The organism is Arthrobacter tumbae (assembly GCF_016907495.1).
In the GTDB taxonomy this organism is placed as follows: domain Bacteria; phylum Actinomycetota; class Actinomycetes; order Actinomycetales; family Micrococcaceae; genus Arthrobacter_D; species Arthrobacter_D tumbae.
In genome coordinates this window covers 2320928-2337067 of the sequence record NZ_JAFBCC010000001.1, presented here as the reverse complement: position 1 = coordinate 2337067, position 16140 = coordinate 2320928, and the positions used below count along the sequence as shown (strand labels likewise).

The 16140-nt window shown below is 64.3% G+C and carries 15 protein-coding genes and 1 tRNA gene; 7 read left to right on the top strand and 9 right to left on the bottom strand.

Annotated elements, in window-relative coordinates:
- Positions 1 to 95: 95 nt before the first annotated feature.
- The gene (locus tag JOD47_RS11230; protein WP_239548079.1) at positions 96 to 1640 is read right to left on the bottom strand and encodes an alanine/glycine:cation symporter family protein; all 1545 of its coding nucleotides are present in this window, start codon (positions 1638 to 1640) and stop codon (positions 96 to 98) included.
- A gap of 160 nt (positions 1641 to 1800) precedes the next feature.
- On the opposite strand from JOD47_RS11230, the gene JOD47_RS11225 reads away from it, so the two are divergent.
- The 6 genes from JOD47_RS11225 to yczE all read left to right on the top strand — a co-directional run bounded on the left by JOD47_RS11225 (position 1801) and on the right by yczE (position 5920).
- On the top strand, positions 1801 to 2397 hold the full coding sequence (locus tag JOD47_RS11225; protein ID WP_204534332.1) for a hypothetical protein: 597 nt from the start codon (positions 1801 to 1803) through the stop codon (positions 2395 to 2397).
- A gap of 52 nt (positions 2398 to 2449) precedes the next feature.
- Positions 2450 to 2523, top strand: a tRNA-Arg gene (locus JOD47_RS11220).
- 84 nt (positions 2524 to 2607) lie between these two features.
- The gene (locus JOD47_RS11215; RefSeq protein WP_204534330.1) at positions 2608 to 3357 is read left to right on the top strand and encodes a hypothetical protein; all 750 of its coding nucleotides are present in this window, start codon (positions 2608 to 2610) and stop codon (positions 3355 to 3357) included.
- Positions 3354 to 4826, top strand: coding sequence for a PGAP1-like alpha/beta domain-containing protein (locus JOD47_RS11210; protein ID WP_204534328.1), 1473 nt, complete (start codon positions 3354 to 3356; stop codon positions 4824 to 4826). Before JOD47_RS11215 ends, JOD47_RS11210 begins: the two co-directional genes overlap by 4 nt.
- The gene (locus JOD47_RS11205) at positions 4823 to 5203 is read left to right on the top strand and encodes a hypothetical protein (RefSeq protein ID WP_204534326.1); all 381 of its coding nucleotides are present in this window, start codon (positions 4823 to 4825) and stop codon (positions 5201 to 5203) included. Before JOD47_RS11210 ends, JOD47_RS11205 begins: the two co-directional genes overlap by 4 nt.
- A gap of 75 nt (positions 5204 to 5278) precedes the next feature.
- Complete coding sequence (gene yczE / locus JOD47_RS11200; protein WP_204534324.1) at positions 5279 to 5920, top strand: membrane protein YczE; 642 nt, start codon at positions 5279 to 5281, stop codon at positions 5918 to 5920.
- A 48-nt stretch (positions 5921 to 5968) separates the two neighbouring features.
- Here yczE and JOD47_RS11195 read toward each other — a convergent pair whose 3' ends face one another.
- The 3 genes from JOD47_RS11195 to fdhD are packed head-to-tail and all read right to left on the bottom strand — an operon-like array spanning position 5969 to position 9862.
- Positions 5969 to 7888 (bottom strand): ABC transporter ATP-binding protein, encoded by a 1920-nt coding sequence (locus JOD47_RS11195; protein ID WP_204534322.1) that lies wholly within the window; start codon positions 7886 to 7888, stop codon positions 5969 to 5971.
- A gap of 28 nt (positions 7889 to 7916) precedes the next feature.
- Complete coding sequence (locus JOD47_RS11190; protein ID WP_239548078.1) at positions 7917 to 9002, bottom strand: LLM class flavin-dependent oxidoreductase; 1086 nt, start codon at positions 9000 to 9002, stop codon at positions 7917 to 7919.
- 17 nt (positions 9003 to 9019) lie between these two features.
- Positions 9020 to 9862 (bottom strand): formate dehydrogenase accessory sulfurtransferase FdhD, encoded by an 843-nt coding sequence (fdhD, locus tag JOD47_RS11185; protein ID WP_204534320.1) that lies wholly within the window; start codon positions 9860 to 9862, stop codon positions 9020 to 9022.
- Positions 9863 to 10015: 153 nt separating this feature from the next.
- Between fdhD and JOD47_RS11180 the strand changes: the two genes are divergently transcribed.
- Positions 10016 to 12379: an FdhF/YdeP family oxidoreductase gene (locus JOD47_RS11180; RefSeq protein WP_204534318.1), complete on the top strand. Its 2364-nt coding sequence runs from the start codon at positions 10016 to 10018 to the stop codon at positions 12377 to 12379.
- Between the two features lie 41 nt (positions 12380 to 12420).
- Here JOD47_RS11180 and JOD47_RS11175 read toward each other — a convergent pair whose 3' ends face one another.
- The 5 genes from JOD47_RS11175 to JOD47_RS11160 all read right to left on the bottom strand — a co-directional run bounded on the left by JOD47_RS11175 (position 12421) and on the right by JOD47_RS11160 (position 16139).
- Positions 12421 to 13674: a molybdopterin molybdotransferase MoeA gene (locus JOD47_RS11175; RefSeq protein WP_204534316.1), complete on the bottom strand. Its 1254-nt coding sequence runs from the start codon at positions 13672 to 13674 to the stop codon at positions 12421 to 12423.
- On the bottom strand, positions 13671 to 13955 hold the full coding sequence (locus JOD47_RS17525; RefSeq protein ID WP_239548077.1) for a DUF6457 domain-containing protein: 285 nt from the start codon (positions 13953 to 13955) through the stop codon (positions 13671 to 13673). The genes JOD47_RS11175 and JOD47_RS17525 overlap by 4 nt, the downstream gene beginning before the upstream one ends.
- A gap of 13 nt (positions 13956 to 13968) precedes the next feature.
- Positions 13969 to 14592 carry a molybdenum cofactor guanylyltransferase gene (gene mobA, locus JOD47_RS11170; protein WP_307836265.1) on the bottom strand — a complete coding sequence of 208 codons (624 nt, stop codon included), beginning with the start codon at positions 14590 to 14592 and terminating at the stop codon, positions 13969 to 13971.
- Positions 14589 to 15089 (bottom strand): HNH endonuclease, encoded by a 501-nt coding sequence (locus tag JOD47_RS11165; protein ID WP_204534314.1) that lies wholly within the window; start codon positions 15087 to 15089, stop codon positions 14589 to 14591. Before JOD47_RS11165 ends, mobA begins: the two co-directional genes overlap by 4 nt.
- Before the next feature lie 183 nt (positions 15090 to 15272).
- Positions 15273 to 16139: an NlpC/P60 family protein gene (locus JOD47_RS11160; protein ID WP_204534312.1), complete on the bottom strand. Its 867-nt coding sequence runs from the start codon at positions 16137 to 16139 to the stop codon at positions 15273 to 15275.
- Between the last annotated feature and the right edge of the window lies 1 nt (position 16140).

Below are 16140 nucleotides of genomic sequence, written 5' to 3'. Positions count from 1 at the left end.
TATCCCAGCGGGAGATGGCACGTTCACCCGGGCCCGGCATGGCTGTGCCCGCCGGGTGCATGACCCGGCGGGCACAGTGTGGACGGATAGGTGGGTTACTTCGCGGCGGCTTCGCGGTCCTCGGGCTCAACGCCGAGATCCAGCAGCTTGCCGCTCTTGCGGTCCGCGAGGTATTCCTTCATCTCGCGCTTGATCACCGGCAGGAGCATGTACACGCCAAGAAGGTTCACGAAGGCACAGACGAACAGTGCGGAGTCCGCGAAGCTGAGGACCTGGCCAAAGGTGAGAACCGTACCGGTCACCGTGAAGAACAGGAAGATGACCTTGTACAGGACTTCCGAGGTCTTGCCACGGCCGAAGAGGTATTCCCAGGCCTTCAGACCGTAGTAGGACCAAGTGATCAGGGTGGAGAACGCGAACAGCGCCACGGCAACGGCCAGGACAATCGGGAACCAGTCAATGACGGTGGCGAAAGCGTCCGATGTGAGGATGACGCCGTCGGGTGTGTCTCCGCCTGCCTGGACCTGGTCGATTCCTGCCTGCAGGCTGGGCGCTCCGGCGATGACGATGGTCAGTGCGGTCATGGTGCAGATGATCACTGTGTCGACGAGCGGCTCGAACATCGCCACGAAACCTTCGCTGACAGGGCGGCGGGTCTTGACCGCGGAGTGAGCGATAGCGGCGGAACCCAGACCAGCCTCGTTGGAGAAGGCTGCACGCTGGAAGCCGACGATCATAACGCCGACGATGCCGCCTGCCATTCCTGCCGGTGCAAAAGCGCCCTCGATGATGGAACCGAATGCGGCGGGAACCTGACCGATGTTCACGATGATGACGAACAGGCAGGCCAGGACGTAGACGATGCCCATTGCCGGTACAAGCCTGCTGGTGGTGGCACCGATGGACTTGATGCCGCCGAGGATAACCGCACCGACGAGTGCGGCAAGAATGATGCCGAAGATCAGGGCTGCACCCGGGCTGCCGAGGAAGCCGTCAGCACCGCCGGTGACTTCCTGCGCCTGTGCGAACGTCTGGTTGGCCTGGAACATGTTGCCGCCTGCAACACCGAAGATCAGGATCGCAACAGCGAAGATACCGGTGAGGATCTTGGCTGGCCACTTGCCGAACTTCTTGAAGGCGACCGGCAGGTATTTGAACGGGCCGCCGGAGACGGTGCCGTCCGCATGGACCTCGCGGTACTTCACACCCAGGGTGCACTCCGCGAACTTGGTGCACATGCCGAGGAGGCCGGCGAGGATCATCCAGAAGGTTGCACCGGGTCCGCCCAGCGCCATTGCTGCGCCGACACCGGCAATGTTTCCAAGCCCGACCGTCCCGGACAACGCCGAGGTCAGGGCCTGGAAGTGTGGGACCTCGCCCGGGTCATCCTTGGACGAGTAGCGTCCGCGGATCACCTCGTAGGAAACCTTCAACCCGCGGAACTGGATGAAGCCGAAGTAGACGGTGAAGATGACGGCCGCAGCGATGAGCCACGCGACCACCACCGGAAAGCTGACTTCGCCGATGGTGATCGGGACGAAGACAATCGCGGCGAACCACGTTGCCACAGGTTCGAAGACGGCATCAATGGCGTCCTCGATGGCTGCGAGCCATCCCACCTGATCCGCAACGTTAGACATGGGTAATGCTTGGTTTATAGCCATCCGTTAAACAAACCCCAACAGGCGCTGTGATTGCAATCACAGGCAGCTGTCGGCGGTTATCTTTATCAAAATGAGATCAAATAGAGGGTGGCTTTTCAGGAACTGTTGCTGCATGGTAACGGTCTAGCATTGGGCCATGGGTAAAACGAGGGCACAGATCGCACGCAAGCATGGGCCGGCTGCAGCCGGGATGCCGGCAACGCCGGGCGAGCAGGCTCCCCCACCCCGCCACAACGGCAACCTCATTCTCATTCCGGCAGTCGCTGCGGCGCTCTTCCTCTTCTGGTACTTCCACCTCCTCACGCTGTCCCAGATGACCCAGCTCTCCGGGGGGTTGAGCATGCCGGACCTGCTCATCGGCGGATACGACGCCCCGTACATCGACCAGCTGCGTGCTGCCATGGACGCCTCGGCGCTCGGTCAGCTGAGTTACGTTCACAAGACAGCCGGCACGCTCTTTCCGCTGCTCTTCGGACTGGCCTGGCTCCTGTTGGTTCAGCTCAACGTTTCCCGGCGCTGGCTTCGCTGGCTGCTGTGGAGTCCGGTGCTTCTCTTTGTGGTGGTGGACCTCTGGGAGAACGTCGCAATCGACTCCGTTCTTTCCGGGCCCGACGCCGGTTCGGTCGCCCTTGCATCCACACTCACCATCACCCGGTGGGTGCTTTTCGCACTGAGCTGCGCGGCCGGTTTGATTGCGGTGCTGCTGCCCCGGCGGATGCGGTCGCGAAGTTGAGAAGAATGTAAGCTGGTACCGCCCGCGCACCGCCTGGTGCTGCGGAGCACCCGCCTCTGTAGCTCAGTAGGATAGAGCGTCCCTCTCCTAAAGGGAAGGTCGTCGGTTCGATTCCGGCCAGGGGCACAACCGTTGTCCACATGGGTACACCTCCCCATGGCAGGGTTCGCATGGCTGCGTTAAATTGACAGGATGGGGAATCCTTCAGCTGTGCCACCACCGTCTCACGTCGTCCGTGTCTCACCGGCCGCCTGGTCGCTCGCACTGAGCTCGGTTTCGACCGCACAATCCAGCCATCCCGATCATCCGGGCGCACCGGTGCCGGAAGACGGCTGGGCGGAGCTGAACACCCTGGGAGTGGCATCGGGCACGGCACTGACACCTCGGTGGCATGCGGCCCTGCAGGAATTCCTCTCGCCTGTCATCCTTCTCCGGCTGTCCGCTGCCTACAACGGCGTGGGCGCCAACAGCGACCTCACGCTCACAGCGGACCGCGGTGTGTGCGTTCACCGCCGCAGCACCATAGAAACCGACGACGCCGGCAGCATCCGGGCAGGGGACCACGAACCGTCGCTGGAGGTAGCTCTTTTCGACGCGGAGTACATCTGGGGTGCAATCAGTCGTGTCCTTCCGCCGCTCACCGAACTTCGAGCCGATGCGGTACATGCCCGCACCGGTTCCGGAGACACCGTGGTCCACATGCCGCTCACGCCGCCGGAAGCGGCCGCCGTCGTTCCGGAAGAGGCGATCCTGAGCGCTGCCATGACCACGCGGGCCGGGCAAAGCCGGCAGGTGTGGGCGGGCCGATGGTCAGTCAGCGAGGGCACCCTCTACTCGGTGCGCACCACAGACGGCGCTTTGTTGCTGACTCCGCAGCGGCCCGGGTACGTGGCCCGCGAGATCACTTTCGCCCTCGCCGGTGCCTATGAGTTCGTCGCGGGAGCAACGGCAAGCGCATGAGTCGGCTACTCGGGATGGACCCGGGCCAGGTTCGTCAGCTTGCCCGATCCCTCGAGAAAGCAGCAGCGGGTTTTGAGTTGGTCGGACTGCAGGTCTCCGGAAAGATCTCCGTTATCGGGTGGCAGGGCGCAGACGCGGACTCCTTCCGCGCAGACTGGGCCGACAGGCACCGCCCCACGCTGTTGAGTATTGCTGAGCAGTTGAGGCAGTCCGCTCTCGCGGCTGCGGATCATGCGGATGCTCAGGACGGTACGAGCGCAACTGACCCAGCTTCGCCTTTCACCGCGATACCGCCGGCAAACTTCAGCACCCCAGTGGCGAGTGAGAACGACGACGGCAGTTGGCTCACCGACGGACTGGGTTGGGTTGCCGGCGGCGCGGACTGGGTTATCGACACCACCGAAGACGGAGCCGAATGGTTCGGGAACCGGTCGGAACTGGGGTACGGCAATATCGCGGAATCGTTCCGCGGCCTTGTCGATGACGGCACCCACGCAACCGGCCTGCTCGACGAGATGCTGGCCGGAAGTCCACCATCGATCATGGAACTGTCAGCGTCGGTTGCGTTGGCGGGTGGTGGCCTGGTCGATCTCGCGGTCACTGCCGGAACGTTCGGCCAGTGGGCTCCCCTGCTGCTCGACGACGGAACACCGTGGGCGGGCGAACCCATTCCTGTCAGCGTCTCACGTGACGGCCAGAACCGTGGGCCCTCAGAACATCTGGAGAGCGTGTTGCCAACAGATCTCGCTGCCCTGGCGTTCCTCACGGCTCAGGCCTACGGCGACGCGGGCAATTCATCCACCTCCGACGGTGCTGTCCGAATCACCCGGGTAGAGAATGCCGAGGGTCCCGCCTATATCCTGAGCATTCCGGGAACCCAGTCGTGGAATCCCGTTACTTCTGCGATCCCGGCTGACTTCACAGGCAATCTGGTGAGCGCTTCGGGCCGGTTGTCGACTGCGGCTGCGACCGTTGCGCTGGCCATGGAACGGGCGGGTATCGAACCAGGTGCGCCGGTGATGCTGTCAGGACATTCGCAGGGCGGGATGATCGCGGCTTCGCTGGCCTCCGACCCTGCGTTCATGGAGCGGTACAACGTCACCAACGTGATGACATTCGGCTCACCGGTTGATGCGGCGGCTATGCCCTCGAACGTCGACGTCATATCCTTCCAGCACCAGAACGACGTTGTCCCGCGCCTCGATCTCGGAGGTACGAGCGTCAATGGTGCGGTGGCGGAGCAGTCCGGTGTTCAGCTCACCCTGCCGAACCCACCCGGTAGCGGCTGGAGCGATGTGACCGCCAACCACGACTACAACAACTACGCGAGCTCCATCGGCGAGGCCGAAGAAGATCCTGCCGGGCGTGCTTCGCAGTACGCTCAGTCGCCCTCCACTCAACGGTTCCTCACCGGGGATACCTCAACGGTAGAGTCTTTCGTGATTCCAGTAGGAAGGCAGCATCCTTGAGACACAACTGGCTTGTTCCTGCCGTGCTGTCCGTCCTGCTCCTCTCCGCCTGCGGCGCTTCCTCTCCGGCCGCGACCTATGAGCAGGCAATCTCCGCAGTCGATGGCGTTGAGAGCGTCACGGTTCAGTGGGAACGGGCAGGCGCAGGGGACTTGACCTTCGTTGATGTAAGCACCGCGACAAACGACCCCACGGAGCTGCACCGAATACTCGATGGAAGCATGCGGGCCTTCATCGGGAGTGCCGATCCACATGAGGAAACGACCCTGAGCTATCTGGTCTATTCGCAGGACCGTTCAACCTACCTCACTCCGAGTGACCTCGGCCCTGTGATGCGTTCGCTCAGCGACATCCGCGAGCACTACGGCATCGACTAGCAATCCCGGGTCGGGCCACACTTCCCTCCGGCTGAGCGGCTCATGAGAGCCGGGAACGTAGCCGATACTGGAATCATGTCCCTACTCCTTGTGCGTCGCATCGTGCAGCTTCTGGTCGGCCTCTTTCTATACGGGTTCTCGATCGGCATGATGATCCGGGCAGGGATCGGAGTGTCCCCGTGGGATGTGCTGGGGCAGGGTGTGTCTGTTCAGAGCGGCATACCTTTCGGACTGACCACCAACCTCATTGGTCTCGCCGTACTGCTGCTCTGGATTCCCATCCGCCAAAAGCCTGGCGTGGGAACAGTACTGAACGTCCTGTTAGTAGGACCGAGCGCTGAAGTGGGCCTCGCCGTCATCCCGCAGCAGACGGTCCTGTGGGTGCAGATTCTCCTCTTCACCGGCGGCCTGGTCCTGCTCGCGGTGGCAACTGGTCTCTATATCGGGGCGCGTATGGGGCCCGGCCCCCGTGACGGATTGATGACCGGTATGCACAAGCGCTGGGGCTGGCCCATCTGGGCAGTGCGGACCGGAATAGAGGTGTCAGTCCTCGCGATCGGCTGGGCTCTGGGCGGAACGGTCGGCGTGGGAACCGTCGCGTTTGCCCTCTTCGTGGGTCCGCTGGTCAACCTCACACTTCCTCGGCTCCGCATTCCGGAGAAGCCCGGTGAGCCACGGCTGGACGGCCAGACTGCGCCATCCGGAGCCGTTCCCTAGGAAAGTCGCCCCCCCTAGGAAACCAGCGTCCCTACCGTGATGGACGCATCAGGCTCCGGGACCGGAAGCCGTCAGCGCTTCCGCCGACTCGTCCGGCGCAACGGACTTCTGAACCGCGAACTGCGTTCGGTGCAGCTCGTCATACCGCCCGCCCGCCGCAAGCAGTTCATCATGCGTACCGCGCTCGGCGATGCGCCCGTCCTCGATGACCAGGATCTGGTCCGCGCTCCGGATGGTGGACAACCGGTGCGCGATCACCAGAGCCGTACGCCCCGCGAGCGCCTCCGTGAGCGCAGCCTGGACGGCAGCTTCCGACGTTGAATCCAGGGCGGCGGTGGCTTCATCGAGGATGACGACGCGCGGCTGGGCGAGCAACAGCCGCGCAATGGTCATGCGCTGCCTCTCCCCACCGGACAGCCGGTACCCGCGTTCACCCACCATGGTGTCCAGCTGATCGGGAAGCGACTGGATCAGTGTCTCCAGCCGGGCCCGGCGAACCGCGTCCCATAGCTCCTCATCACTTGCCCCAGGGCGAGCAAGCCTCAGGTTTGAGGCGATTGTCTCGTGGAACAGGTGGCCGTCCTGGGTCACCATGCCAAGGGTATGCCGCAGCGACTCGAACGTGGTCTCCCGGACATCCTGCCCGCCGATACGGACAGCGCCGGAATCGACGTCATACAGCCTGGCCAGCAACTGGGCAATGGTGGACTTACCGGCACCGGAGGTGCCCACGAGCGCAACCGTCTGCCCTGGCTCGATGCGGAAGCTGACGCCGTGCAGCACCTCCTCACCGCCACGGGTGTCCAGCGTCGAGACCTCCTCCAGCGAAGCGAGGGACACCTTGTCAGCTGACGGGTAGGCGAAGCGGACGTCGTCGAACTCGACGGCAACCGGGCCGCTCGAGATACTCTGCGCGTCCGGCTTCTCCTTGATGAGTGGGTCGAGGTCGAGCACCTCGAAGACCCGCTCGAAGCTCACCAGAGCGCTCATGATTTCAACCCGTGCGTTGGCCAGCGACGTCAGGGGCGCGTAGAGGCGCGTGAGCAGCAGCGCCAGCGTCACTACTTCACCGGTATCCAGCGCGCCTCCCAGCGCCAAACTGCCACCCAATCCATACACCAGGGCAAGGGCGAGGGCAGAGACAAGCATGAGCGCGGAGAAGAACACGAATTGCAGCATCGCCGTCCGGACTCCGATATCCCGGACGCGGGCAGCGCGGACACGAAACTCCTCGGACTCCTCATCAGGGCGTCCAAAGAGCTTGACCAGGGTGGCGCCGGGAGCAGAGAACCGCTCAGTCATCTGCGTACTCATGGTCGAGTTGTAGTCAGCGGCCTCGCGTCGGAGGGAAGCCAGCCTGCTACCCATCCGGCGGGCCGGCAGCAGGAAGATGGGCAGCATGATGATTGCGAGCACGGTGACCAGCACGGACGTGCTCAGCATGACGATCAGGGTCAGAATCAGCGCCACAAGATTACTCACCACGCCGGACAGGGTGCCGCTGAATGCCTGTTGGGCGCCGATCACGTCATTGTTGAGCCTGCTCACCAGCGCGCCCGTGCGGGTACGGGTGAAGAACGCGATCGGCATCTTCTGGACGTGGTCAAAGACCGCTGTCCGCAGATCGAGGATCACGCCCTCGCCGATCCGTGACGAGTACCAGCGCGTCAGCAGCCCCACCCCGGTGTCAGCTACGGCCACAATAGCGATCACGACGGCGAGCCACACGATGGTTTCCACCGCCGCTTCGGCGATGATCTCGTTGACAACCTGCCCGGCAAGGACCGGCGTGGCGACCGCCAGGAACGCGGAGACCACCGACAGCGCGATGAAGAGCACCAGCTTGACCCGGTACGGCACGGCAAAAGACAGGATCCGCCTCAGCGTCTCCTTCGAGAATTTATTGCTGCCGTTCTTGGCGGAGGAGATCCGGTACAGGGAACTCCAGGCCGCGCCTTCCATACTCATGGATGCCTCCAGCTAGTGAACTTCAAGCTTAGGACCCGCCGCGGACACTTTCGGTCCGGGAAGCGGCGTCCTCGCGATGGTGTATGCCGAGGGCGTCATTGACGAGCGGCAGCACGTGGGTGCCCAGCAACTCGATTGACTCCAGGACCTGTGTCTGGGGCACGGATGAGAAGTCAAGCTGGAGGATGTGCCGGTCATGACCCATGGCAGCATGCGTGAGAACAATCTTCTCCGCCACTTCCTCGGGGGTACCGACATAGAGCGCGCCAGTGCGCGCCGTCTGCATGTTGTAGGTGACTCCGCTGGGCTTGGGGAAGCCACGCTCCGCGGAGATACGCGTCATGCTGTCGAGCCAGTGCGGGCGGAAAACTTCCCTGGCTCCGTTGCGGAGGACCAGCCCGACGCCGCTGACGCCGACCCGCGGAGCAGCTCCCCCGTCCGCCTTGAACTGTTCCCGGTACAGCGCAGCGTGCTGCGCGAAATTGTCGACGGCGCCGCCCAGCAGCGCGTAAATGACCGATGTGCCAAGCCGTGCAGCACGCACCGACGACGACGGCGTCCCACCGGTCGCGATCCAGATGTCCAGATGATCCCGCACCGGCCGCGGCAGGATCAGCGCGTCCTGAAGCGGCGGCCGGAACCGACCGGACCAGGTTATCCGCTCCTCAGCGTTGAGGCGCAGCAGCAGGTCGATCTTCTCCTCGTAGAGTGCGTCGTAGTCTTCGAGGGCAGCACCGAACAGCGGGTAGGACTCGATGAAGGAGCCTCGGCCGGCGGTCAGTTCCGCCCGTCCGCCGGAGAGCAGGTCGAGCGTGGCGAACTGCTGGAAGACGCGCACCGGGTCCTCGGTACTGAGCACCGTCACAGCTGATCCCACGTGGATCTTCCGGGTCTGCGCGGCGGCCGCAGCCAGCACCGGTACCACCGAGGACACCGCGTAATCGGGCCGGTGATGCTCTCCGATACCGAAATAGTGCAGGCCCACCTCATCGGCAAGCCGCGCACGCTCCAGCAGGTCGGCCATCCGTTGTTGGGGCGAGACCCGCTCACCGGTCACAGGGTTCGGGTGGATGTCGCCGAAGCTGAAGATGCCAAGTTCCATACTGGTGTGCAACTCCGGCTCCAGTGCCCCTATTCCGGGGTTGATCCCGCGATAATACGCTGCGGGTGCGTGTAGCAGTTCAGTGTCTGCCCTCGACTGAAGCCGACAAGCGTAATCCCGGATTCCTCCGCCAGGTCCGCAGCCAATGACGACGGCGCGCTCACCGCCGCGAGGGTCGGTATCCCGGCGAGGTGTGCCTTCTGCACCAGCTCGAACGATGCACGCCCCGAGACCTGCAGGATCATTCCCCGCAGCGGCAGCAAATCCGAACGCAGCGCCCAGCCGACCACCTTGTCCACGGCATTGTGCCTGCCGACGTCCTCCCGCAGGCACAGGAGCTCACCGTCCCGGGAAAACAATCCCGCAGCGTGGACACCGCCAGTGCGGTCGAAGAGCTTCTGGCTGGTCCGCAGCCGGTCCGGCAGGGAGGCGAGAACCGGGAGGTCCACCGTGCCGTCGTCGTCGTGCACGTCGAAGCGGCCCGACTTCCGGACCGCATCAATTGAGGCCGTTCCGCAGATACCGCAGGAACTGGAGGTATAGACATGGCGTTCCATGGAGGTGTCCGGCAGTGCGACGTCCGGCCGGAGCTGGGCCTCGACCACGTTGAAGGTCTGCCGGCCCTCCTCATCGACGCCGGCGCAATAGCGGAGCGCGAGGATCTCACCGGGTTCGGCGACCACGCCTTCGGAAACGAGAAAGCCCGCGACCAGATCGAAATCGTCACCGGGGGTGCGCATGGTGACGCTGAAGGCGCGTCCGCCCAGCCGGATCTCCAGCGGCTCCTCACCGGCCAGACGGTCCTCCCGCCGGCTGACCGTGCCGTCCAGCCCATAGCGCGTAATCCGGCGCCTGTCCATCACCCGCGTCATCGATCCGCCTTCCGATTGGGTCTGGATTGAGCCTAATGGACGCTCCAACCTCCAGCTACCGGCGCTGCCTGTGTCCCACATTCGCGGCTCCTGAGCGACAATGGGTCAGGTAGGACCACTCAGCGCTGAGAAGCGGCCTAGAAAGGATGTGCGATGACTCGCTCAAACCCTCCCGTCGAAGAAGCAGACGAGAACGACCTCGATGTCGGTACGCCGAAGGAATGGGCGGCCGGATTGCCCGGCGTCTACCATTCCATGCAGCCTGCTCTGAAGCACATGGGTGTTGAACGAAGCATGCGCACGCTGCTTCGGATGAACCAGAAGCAGGGCTTCGACTGCATGAGTTGCGCCTGGCCGGACCCATCGGATCACCGCAGCACCTTCGAGTACTGCGAGAACGGCGCGAAGGCAGTCACCTGGGAGGCCACCCCGGTCACGGTGTCCTCCGAGTTCTGGGCTGAGCACTCCATCACCGAACTGCGCGGACGGTCGGAGTACTGGCTCGGCATGCAGGGCAGGCTGACGGAACCCGTCTACAAGGCTCCCGGAGAGGATCACTACCGGCCCGTCAGCTGGGACAAGGCGATCACCATCATCTCCGACAAGCTGAAGAGCCTCGCCTCCCCCGACGAAGCTGCGTTCTACACGAGCGGACGGGCGTCCAACGAGGCAGCATTCATCTACCAACTGTTCATCCGCGCGCTTGGCACCAACAACATGCCCGACTGCTCGAACATGTGCCACGAATCTTCCGGCGTTGCCATGGGCCAGACCATCGGGATCGGCAAAGCCACCGTGGCGTACAACGACTACCTCAACTCTGATCTGATGATCGTCATCGGGCAGAACCCCGGGACCAACCACCCCCGCATGCTGAGCGCCATGGAGAAGCAAAAGGAGAACGGCGGTCAGATTGTGGCGGTCAACCCGCTGCCCGAGGCCGGCCTGCGCCGGTTCAAGAATCCCCAGAAGCCAAAGGGCGTAGTGGGTCGCGGCACCGATCTTGCCGATCAGTTCCTGCAGATCCGAAGCGGCGGTGACATGGCGCTGCTCCAGGCAGTTTCCAAGCGGGTGCTCGAAGCCGAAGACAGGAACCCCGGCACGGTGCTGGATCATGAATTCATCGCTGAGTACTGCGAGGGACTGGACGAACTACGGGAACACCTGTCGGGTCTTGATGAGCAGACCGTGCTGGAAGCGACCGGCCTGCGCTCCGAAGAGATCGACGAACTGGCAGACCGCTACATCGCCTCCAAAAAGACCATCATCACCTGGGCCATGGGCGTCACGCAGCAGAAGAACGGCGTAGGCACCATCAAGGAAATGATCAACCTGCTCCTGCTGCGCGGCAACATCGGCCGGCCCGGTGCAGGCGCCTCTCCCATCCGTGGGCACTCCAATGTGCAGGGCGACCGCACCATGGGAATCTGGGAGCAGATGCCGGACTCCTTCCTGGATTCGCTCGGAAAGGAATTCCGGTTCGAACCTCCCCGCAAGCACGGCGTCGACTCGGTCGCCGCGGTCAGGGGTATGCGCGACGGCCAGATCAAGTTCTTCCTCGCCCTGGGCGGCAACTTCGTTGCTGCGATGTCCGACACCGCAGCAACCGAAGCAGCCATGCTGAACCTCGAGATAAACGCGCAGATCTCCACCAAACTCAATCGATCCCACACCGTCGTCAGCCCGGAGGCAGAAGCACTCATCCTCCCCACGCTCGGCCGTACCGAGATCGATATCCAGGCAACCGGCCCGCAGTTCGTCTCCGTCGAGGACACCGTCAGTGCCGTCCACTCCTCCGAAGGCAGGGTCGAACCGGTGGCGCCGGGGCTGCTGTCGGAGGTTGCCATAGTCAGCCGGCTGGCACGGGCCACCATCGGTGACCGCATTGCCGCTGACTGGCAGGGGTTCGAGGACGACTATGACCGCATCCGGGACCATATTGCACATGTGGTTCCCGGGTGTGAGAACTACAACCGACGGATCCGGGAGAAGGACGGCTTCCTGCTGGCGAACGGACCGCGCGATTCACGGAAGTTCAATACTCCCAGCGGGAGGGCTCTGATCACCATCAACGAACTGGACGCCATTGATTGCCCTCCCGGGCGCCTGATCCTCCAGACCATGCGCTCGCATGACCAGTTCAATACCACCATCTACGGTTACAACGACCGCTACCGCGGAATCAAGAAGGGCCGTCATGTGGTGTTTGTGAACCCTGAGGATCTTGCGGAGCTCGGTTTCAAGGACGGCGACCTCGTGGACGTTCACGGCGAATATATGGACGGCAAGGACCGCGCTCTGCGCAAGTTCCGTGCAGTTTCCTATCCCACCGCCCGCGGCTGTGCGGCGGTCTACTATCCGGAGGGCAACGTCCTGGTGCCGCTCGACGACACCGTCCAGGGCAGCAACACGCCGGTCTCCAAGGGAGTCATCATCCGGCTCGAGCCTGCCGCGGACGGCCCGGCCGGCGGCACCAGCGAGGAGAACGCGCAGGAGAACATGCCGGCTACCGTCTGACCTGTACCGCCCTGCCGCGCTTCAGTTGGACGAGCGTGCTGCTAGCTGAACCACGGCAGGGGCAGGGCAGGTACCTTTTCGTCCGGCTCGCAACCCTGCTCGGGTATGACAAGGACGCCGTCGGCATCGGCCAGTCCGCGCAGCATTCCTGAACGGTGGTGGACCGTGGGCATGGCGCGCCCCTTTTCCAGGCGATATGGCACCAGCCGGGTGCGCCCTTCCAGCGGCTTGAACGCCTCTCCTGCCAGAACTGCGCGGGACTCCGGGAAAGCCGCCCCGCGCAGACCGGCCAGCAGCGGTGCTCCCACGGTGAAGAGCGCCATCATCGCGGCCAGCGGGTTTCCGGGCAGGCCCACGAAGAAGCGCCCATCCGGCAGCCGCGCCAGGAGCGTAGGGTGCCCTGGCCGCATTGCGATGCCATCGATGAGAAGTTCAGCTTCAAGCACCGTCAGCGCGCGGCGGATGTGGTCGGCGTCGGACGAACCGGTGCCGCCGGTGCTGATCAATACATCTCCGGACGCCCGTGCCAGCGAGACTTCATCTGTTGCTTCAGCGCTGATGGCGGCGACGACGTCGTCCAGATCATCACGCGCGCGGGCCACAGTATCGACATGCCCGCCCAGCATGGTGAGCAGGCCCGGGAGTTGCGGACCGAAGGTATCGCGAACCTGCCCGGCCTCAGGCAGCCCCGCCTCGATCACCTCGTCGCCGGTGAGCAGCAAGGACACGCGGGGGGCCCGGAGAACGGGAAGGGTGTCATACCCGCAGACTGCGGCCAGCGCGATCTGGGCGGGATTGAGCACTGCGCCGGGGGCGATGGCCTGCGCTCCCTCTGCCGCTTCCTCACCTGCCGGGCGGATATGTTCGTTCTCCCGCGGCTCGTCGAGGCGGGCACGGTCATTGCGGGTCAGCTCGCCATCGCGGATGGCTCCGTGCTCGGAACGAAGAATCCCGGTGGCACCCGGCGGCACCACGCCGCCGGTGAGGATGAACGTTGCCTGGCCGGGCTCCAGCGTGGCGTATCCGGACTTCTTGTGCTCGTGAGCACGGTGCCAGGGGCTCTCATCCTCCTGGACCGGTGTGATCAGCGTCCAGGGCGGCTCGCCGCTGAGCGCCCAGCCGTCCATTGCCGACGACGCGTAGTGCGGAATGGGCTGCAGCGCCACGACCGGCTCGGCAAGGGTCTGGCCGAGGGCATCCGCAAGGTTCACAGTCTGCGCAGGCTTGGGGGTTGCCGAGTCGTACGCCAGCCGCCGAGCCTCCTGCCAGCTCAAGGCGTGCCCTGCACTGCTCATCGGCGGTCTTCCGATTCGGGAACGGGCGGGCACGCCTCATGGGCGGCCTGCAGCGCCGACCGCATGGCCGTGCCGCTGTCCGCCTGCCCGGTCCCTACGGCCATTCCGGCGGCATAACCGGCAATGAAGGTGGTGAGGGGCGCTGCGGGTCGAACAATCGAGTGCGCCGCCTGACCGGCCAACGCCAGCACTGCGTCGACGTCCACCTCGGTGCCGTCGAGTTCGAACATTTCCAGAAGCTTCTCGCTCCACTGCCTGAGCAGGCGTTCCCGATCTTCCATGGTGAACCTTCCGCTATCTGCCCGCGCCTGGCTCCTCCACCCCGAACTGCCGGGCGTCGGCCCACGTGTCAATGTCAGTGGTCGAGCCCGCGGGAACTTCGACTGGACTCCATGTCACCCTAGCAAGGAGCGAACGCATAGACAGATTCCTTACTTCCTGCTTTTCGACCGTTGCCAGATCAGCCCAGCGGTACAGTGCGGCAAGCGGTTGGTCCCTGCCGCCGTCGTGGGCCAGGACCGAGGCGCCTGTTGCAAGGGCGCCCGACATGAGCGCCGGCAAGGCGTCGCTGATCCGGGGCATGTCGCACGCCAGCACCAGGACCCACGGCGCGGGATCGGTCATCAAATGCACGACGGCGGCACTCACCGCCGCTGCCGGCCCGCCGAACGGTGGGTCCTCGCGGACCAGCTCCGCCCTGGACGGCAGATCGGACGAGGGACCGCCGACGACAACGAGCCGCCGGGCTCCATCGAGTGCCCTACAGGTGCGCTCCAGAAGGGACGAGCCGCCAACGATCAGGGTTGACTTCGGAACCCCGCCGAGCCTTGAGGACCGGCCGCCACTGAGCACAACGGCGTCGAACAGGCACTCCCCGGGGCCACTGGGCCCCCCGGAGCCGTAGTGCGTGGTGCTCACGCGGCGTTGTCAGCGGGCAGGAACTCACTCCACTGCGGCAGAGGCTTTTCCAGTTCCCGGATCTGCCAGAACGTCCCCCGGGGCGGTGTAGGTACGATTCGCAGCGACCAGCCCAGCGAGGCCAGCATCTTGTCGCCTTTGGCGTTGTTACAGCGCAGGCAGCATGCCACCAGGTTCTCCCAGCTGGCTTCACCGCCACGGGAGCGCGGGACAACGTGATCGATGGTCGAAGCCGCTTTGCCGCAGTAGGCGCACAAGTGGTTGTCGCGACGCAGCACTCCGCGGCGGGTCGCGACGGCACCGCTGCGATAGGGAATCTTCACATATCTGTTGAGGAGGATGACCGAGGGACGCGACAGCACTTCATTCGGGCCGACCACAGGATCCTCCCCTTCTGCAACCACGCTGGCCTTACCCGTGAGAACAAGGACGAGCGCCCGGCGGAAGGTCACGACCGCCAGTGGTTCATATCCAGCATTCAGAACGAGAGTGCGCATGCACATTCCTCTTTGCCGTCCATAGCCGCAGGGGTCTGATCCCTCAGGTTCCTGCAGCTACAGCGAAGGTACTCGGATTGTCAGTGCAAGAGTAAGCCGTTGCCGGGAGGATTCGTCAATCGCCGCGCACGACAAAGCCCTCCGCCGAACAGGCAGAGGGCTTTGTCGTGCATTATGGCGAAATCAGCCGCCGACGCGGATGTAGACTCCACCGGAACCGAGTTCGGCCGGTGCTACGACGGTCTGATTCCCGTTGAAGCCGCCGTGCACGGCCTGTCCTCCGCCGATGTACACAGCGATGTGGGCTGCGCCCATGCCGCCGTCAGCGTAGTAGATGAGGTCACCGGGAATAGCTTCTCCGGCGCTGACCGTGCGGCCGAGGGAGAGGTAGCCGGCCGGCCATCCGTGGAAGTTGATGCCTGCAGCGGCAAGGGCATTGCTGGCGAGGCGGGTGCAGTCCTGGATTACTCCCAGCTGGCCCTGTGCCGCGGCTGCAATGGTAGCCGCTACACCCGAAGACACCTGGGGTGCTGCGGGAGCGGGTGTCTCGGCGACTGCGGGCTGCGCAGCAGCAGGAGCCGTTGCCTGCACGGCTACGGCGGCCTGCACGGCTACGGCGGTTTCTGCAACAACAGCGGGCTCTGCTTCGGCGACCGGAACCGTCTCTGCAACCGGAACCATCTGGACGACCGGAGCGGCTTCGACAGTCTCGGCCTGTGGCTTCACAACAGGGGCAGCCACAGTGGGCGCAGCAACTGCCTTGACTGCAGTCTTGTTGAAGGAGACCTCGGCGTCGGCAGGGGCCTGGATCGGAGCCTTGGCGGCCTGGACCTCAAGCGCGGTGGTGACGGTGTTGCGCTCCGAGGGCAGTTCCACCGCGTTGGCGGCGACCCCGCTGGTCAGAACGAGGCCGGAAGCCGCCGCGATGACGGCTGCCTGGCGTCCTACGCCGCCCGCGTTGTCACTGACTGCGCGTGCAATGGAGGAGAGGTGGGCTGAACGCTGCACTTCGGCGCGGTGGCGCGCGATGGCACGGGTGTGAGAGGTCATA

Excerpts from the sequence above, each read along its gene's own strand:
- JOD47_RS11165 (WP_204534314.1), bottom strand. The coding sequence starts at position 15,089 with ATGCGCACTCTCGTTCTGAATGCTGGATATGAACCACTGGCGGTCGTG.
- JOD47_RS11225 (WP_204534332.1), top strand. The coding sequence starts at position 1,801 with ATGGGTAAAACGAGGGCACAGATCGCACGCAAGCATGGGCCGGCTGCA.
- JOD47_RS11210 (WP_204534328.1), top strand. The coding sequence starts at position 3,354 with ATGAGTCGGCTACTCGGGATGGACCCGGGCCAGGTTCGTCAGCTTGCC.
- JOD47_RS11175 (WP_204534316.1), bottom strand. The coding sequence starts at position 13,674 with ATGAGCAGTGCAGGGCACGCCTTGAGCTGGCAGGAGGCTCGGCGGCTG.
- JOD47_RS11230 (WP_239548079.1), bottom strand. The coding sequence starts at position 1,640 with ATGTCTAACGTTGCGGATCAGGTGGGATGGCTCGCAGCCATCGAGGAC.
- JOD47_RS17525 (WP_239548077.1), bottom strand. The coding sequence starts at position 13,955 with ATGGAAGATCGGGAACGCCTGCTCAGGCAGTGGAGCGAGAAGCTTCTG.
- JOD47_RS11195 (WP_204534322.1), bottom strand. The coding sequence starts at position 7,888 with ATGAGTATGGAAGGCGCGGCCTGGAGTTCCCTGTACCGGATCTCCTCC.
- JOD47_RS11180 (WP_204534318.1), top strand. The coding sequence starts at position 10,016 with ATGACTCGCTCAAACCCTCCCGTCGAAGAAGCAGACGAGAACGACCTC.
- JOD47_RS11160 (WP_204534312.1), bottom strand. The coding sequence starts at position 16,139 with ATGACCTCTCACACCCGTGCCATCGCGCGCCACCGCGCCGAAGTGCAG.
- fdhD (WP_204534320.1), bottom strand. The coding sequence starts at position 9,862 with ATGACGCGGGTGATGGACAGGCGCCGGATTACGCGCTATGGGCTGGAC.
- yczE (WP_204534324.1), top strand. The coding sequence starts at position 5,279 with ATGTCCCTACTCCTTGTGCGTCGCATCGTGCAGCTTCTGGTCGGCCTC.